Annotated in this window: 4 protein-coding genes; 3 read left to right on the top strand and 1 reads right to left on the bottom strand. The window is 35.4% G+C overall.

Annotated features, from left to right (window positions below; all coding sequences use genetic code 11):
* A partial coding sequence (locus AC1DRF_RS17125; RefSeq protein WP_477741229.1) for an ROK family protein occupies positions 1–1,035 on the bottom strand: 1,035 nt, incomplete at its 3' end.
* A 235-nt stretch (positions 1,036–1,270) separates the two neighbouring features.
* Here AC1DRF_RS17125 and uxaC point away from each other — a divergent pair.
* The 3 genes from uxaC to AC1DRF_RS17110 form a co-directional block, all read left to right on the top strand.
* Entirely contained in the window at positions 1,271–2,674 is a 1,404-nt protein-coding gene (gene uxaC / locus AC1DRF_RS17120; RefSeq protein WP_427075845.1) for a glucuronate isomerase, read from the top strand.
* A gap of 70 nt (positions 2,675–2,744) precedes the next feature.
* Entirely contained in the window at positions 2,745–4,043 is a 1,299-nt protein-coding gene (locus tag AC1DRF_RS17115) for a nickel pincer cofactor-dependent isomerase, group 22 (RefSeq protein ID WP_477741228.1), read from the top strand.
* Positions 4,027–4,729: SDR family NAD(P)-dependent oxidoreductase (locus AC1DRF_RS17110; RefSeq protein ID WP_477741227.1), on the top strand; the 703-nt coding region annotated here is incomplete at its 3' end. The genes AC1DRF_RS17115 and AC1DRF_RS17110, both read left to right, overlap by 17 nt.

The raw sequence follows: 4,729 nt of genomic DNA, 5'->3' as shown, positions 1-4,729 counted from the left end.
GGAAGAAAGGTTGCTCTTAATTTTTTGTATAGAATCTGGGTATCGAGAAAGTAATTCACTATCAATAATTAAAATTTCAGGATTGTAGATATTAATGACATTATTCAAACCAATTGAAAGGTAATGAATAAAATTTTCCATTTCTTGATGGGTTTCAATATCTTTTCTATTAAGCTCTTCTTCAATATGTTTAAAAGACATATTGAGAACTTGTTTTCTTTGGGAAAGATTCTTTAAAAAGCTTGACTCAGATGCATATTTCTCCCAGCACCCTTTGTTTCCACAGGCACAAAGCTCTCCATTTGGTTGAACAATCATATGACCAATTTCTCCTGCATAGCCATCATGGCCTTTAGATAATTTGTTGTTTATTAAGATTCCAAGACCTATACCTGAACGAAGCGTTATACATACTAAGTTATCAGATTTATGATGTGTATAAGCTCGTTCAGCAAAAGCTAGCAAATTTGCATTATTCTCAAGATACACATCCACTTTTACGGCTGCTTCTAAGTCCTCTTTTAAAGCAATATCACGCCACTGCAACCTAGGGATGTAGTGAATAATTTCATCAGTGGTAACGAGACCATGTATCGAAATAGCTATACCAATCAGACCGTATCTAGACATAAGACATTTATCTTTATATTCATTAACTTTTTTTACTAATACACTAAATATATTTGAGTAATTTGTATCGTGTATTTTGACTTTATCTGAAGAAACTGGACGTCCAAGAAGATTAGAAAGAGTAAATGAGATTTGACCATAATCTAGATCAATTCCTAGTGCATATCCTGACGTTTCGTTCAAAGATAACATTATAGGCTTTCTTCCAACGTTTGAATAGTCTTGCTGTGTCTCAATAATAATATCTTCTTCAAGTAGACTTGCAACTTGTGCTGAAATAGTAGCTTTTGTTAATGCTGTAACCTTAGACAATTCAGCTCGTGAAATCATTCCTGCCTCTACAATTTTGCTAATAATTAAAGATCGATTTAACTTTTTGATATRAGCTGCATCACCGTTAGACATAAATATATCCTCCAAATTTTCGTTGACATTGTTTTTTTATTATAGCATCTTCATGTGAAAAAATATTAATTGTAAAATTTAAAATATTTAATTGACTGAATTTTGTATACATGCTAAATTATTTCTATAATTAATTAGTTTAGTAAACGAACAAATTAATTATAACAGAAAATGAAAGTGTTTACATATCCTTTTAGCCATAAAGTCAATTTTGTTTTCTTAGGAGGAAAATAACATGAAAGAGTTTTTAGCAGACGATTTCTTACTATACACACCTACAGCTGTTAAGTTATATAAATACATTGCTAAAGAAATGCCGATCTTTGATTTTCACTGCCATTTAGACCCAAAAGAGATTTTAGAAAATAAACAATATAAAAACCTTACTCAGCTGTGGTTAGCAGGAGATCATTACAAGTGGCGGGCAATGAGAATGAATGGTATAGCTGAGCACTTCATTACGGGAGAAGCTAGTGACTGGGAAAAATTTTTTGCTTGGGCAGAAACGGTGCCCTCTTTAATTGGAAATCCGTTGTACCACTGGACTCATATGGAATTAAAGAATTTTTTTAATATTGATAAAAGACTTAGCCCAGATACGGCACTTGAAATTTGGAACGAATGCAACGAAAAATTGCAAAGTGCCGAGTTTACACCTCAATCGTTAATTAAGAAATCTAATGTACGATTTATAGGGACTACGGATGATCCTGCCTCTACTCTTAAATATCATCAATTGCTAAAGCAAAATTCTACGTTTGAAACAAAAGTTGTTCCAACCTTTCGGCCTGATGGAGCAATGTTTATTGAACGTCCAACTTTCCAGGAGTGGATCAAGAACCTTGAACACGTAGCTCAGAAACAAGTAACATCTTTAGCAGAATTAATAATAGCGCTTAAACAGCGAGTTGATTATTTTCATGATAATGGGGGAAGAGCAGCGGATCATGATATTCCTTACATGAAATACCAAGAGGTGACTCTAGCAGAAGCGGAAATGATTTTTACGAGACGTATGAATAACGAACTTCTTTCACAAGATGAGTTAATTAAGTACCGATCGTTTCTTTTAAAAGAACTAGGAAAAATGTACGCTCACAAACAATGGGTAATGCAACTACATATCGGTGCTATGCGAAACAACAATACAAAAATGAAAAATCTTTTAGGGGCGGATGCAGGGTTTGATTCAATTGGAGAAGCTGATATCGCACGAGGAYTATCGGAATTTCTGAATGCGCTTGATCAAGAAGATGCGCTTCCGAGAGTCGTATTATTTAATTTGAATCCTAAAGATAATCCTGTACTTGCCGCTATGATGGGGAATTTTTATGAAAATGGCGTTCCAGGAAAAATTCAGTTTGGGACAGCTTGGTGGTTTAACGACCATATTGATGGAATGGAGAGACAAATGAAAGATTTTGCTAACGTTGGGTTACTCAGTCATTTTATCGGTATGTTGACAGACTCTCGCAGCTTTCTCTCCTATGAAAGACATGATTATTTTCGTAGAATACTATGCAACTTAATTGGCGAATGGGTAGAGCAAGGAAAGGTTCCCAATGATTCTACAGTTCTGCAAGCGCTGATTGAAAATATCTCTTATTACAATGCAGAGAGATACTTTTTACAACGTTAACACGAATAAAGTTCTTTTTCTTATTACGGATAATTCTAATGTTACAGATTAAAAGAAAGGAGAGAAAAAGATGGGTATTTTGCAAGATTTATTAAAAGATATTCCTATTCCTAAAATGGCCAAGGTACAAGTGGCATTTGATGATACAAAAATTCATGACGTTCAACATATATTAACGGAAAAATTAAATCAAGAAAACATAAAAAGAAGAATAACACCTGGAATGGAAATTGCCATTGCAGTAGGTAGTAGAGGGCTTGATCAAATAGTCGAAATGACAGCTACCACAGTACAATTCTTAAAAGGACTTGGAGCTAACCCTTTTATTGTTCCAAGCATGGGTAGTCATGGGGGAGCAACTGCTGAAGGCCAGCAAGAAGTTTTACGCCATCTTGGAATAACCGAAGAGAGTGTACAATGTGAGATTCGTTCTTCAATGGAGGTAGTGGAAATTGGACAATTATCCAATGGATTACCTGTCTTTGTAGATAAGCATGCTTCAAAAGCTGATGGAATCATCGTTGTAAATCGAATAAAACCACATACCGCTTTTCGCGGTCCAGTGGAAAGTGGTCTCATGAAAATGATTAGCATTGGTTTAGGAAAACAAAAAGGGGCAGAAGCTTGCCATCAGCTAGGATTTAAATATATGGCTGAAAACGTTCCTGCAATGGCTAAAGTTATTATGCAAGAACTTCCTATTCTATTTGGCATTGCTAGTATCGAAAACTCCTTTGACAAAGTAGCTGTAATAGAAGTGCTGCCTTCTGAACAAATTGAGGATAAAGAGACGAATCTACAAATTATAGCTAAACAGCTTTTGCCAAAATTATACTTTGATGAGCTAGACGTGCTGGTTATTGATGAAATTGGCAAAAATATTAGTGGGGATGGAATGGACCCTAATGTCACAGGACGCTACCCAACTCCATATGCTCATGGCGGACCCGCCRTTAATAAGATGGTTGTGTTGGACTTGACTCCCCAAACAGAAGGAAATGCAAATGGAGTCGGAACTGCAGACTTTACAACTCAAAGGTTAGTAGATAAAGCAAACCTAGAATTTATGTATGCCAACGGCTTAACTTCAACAGTTGTAGCGCCTACAAAAATACCTACTACATTACCTAATGATCGCCAAGCCATTCAGGCAGCTATTAAAACAAGTAATATACTAGACTTTACTCAAGTAAAGATGGTGCGAATTAAAAATACGTTAGAGCTAAGTGAAATTGAGGTTTCTGAGGCATTGCTAAATCATATCCATTCTCATCCTCATATGCAACAAAGTTCAGAGCTGTATTCTATATCATTTAATAAAGAAGGAAATTTTTTGAGGGTAGGGGACAGAAATGAAACAATTATTTGATTTAACTAAAAAAACTGCAGTCGTAATTGGTGGAAATAGTGTTTTAGGTTCATCTATAGCGATAGGACTAGCTAATCATGGAGCAACAGTTGCTATTGTAGGACGTAATTTAGAAAAAGCAGAAGATGTAGTGAAGGAAATAGAACGTAATGGAGGAAAAGCAAAAGCTTTTCAAGCTGATGTCAGTGCTCGTGAATCTTTAATTGAAGTAGCTAGTGCAATTGAAAAATGGTCAGGAGGATGGGATATTCTTCTTAACGCTCCTGGTAAAAACAGTGGAACTCCTTTTTTTGAGTTAGATATGGACGAATGGGATGATATTATGGATGTCAATCTAAAAGGGGTTGTACTTACGTGTCAAATTTTTGCTGAAAAAATGATCGAACAAAAAAGAAAAGGCAGTATTATTAATATTTCTTCTGTTTCTTCGACTACTCCGTTATCTAAAGTATTTACGTATTCTGTGTCAAAAGCCGGTCTTAATAGTGTAACTCAATTTTTAGCTAGAGAGTTAGCTCCCAACGGTATTCGGGTCAACGCAATTATTCCTGGATTTTTTCCAGCAGAACAAAATAGAAAATTACTAAGTTCACAGAGGGTAGAGTCAATTATGGGACATACACCTATGAAGCGATTTGGTAAGCCAGAAGAACTACAAGGAGCAGCTGTTTGGCTTTCTTCAGAAA

It is taken from the genome of Priestia sp. P5_B4 (assembly GCF_056400385.1).
This window is presented reverse-complemented; position numbering and strand designations above follow the sequence as displayed.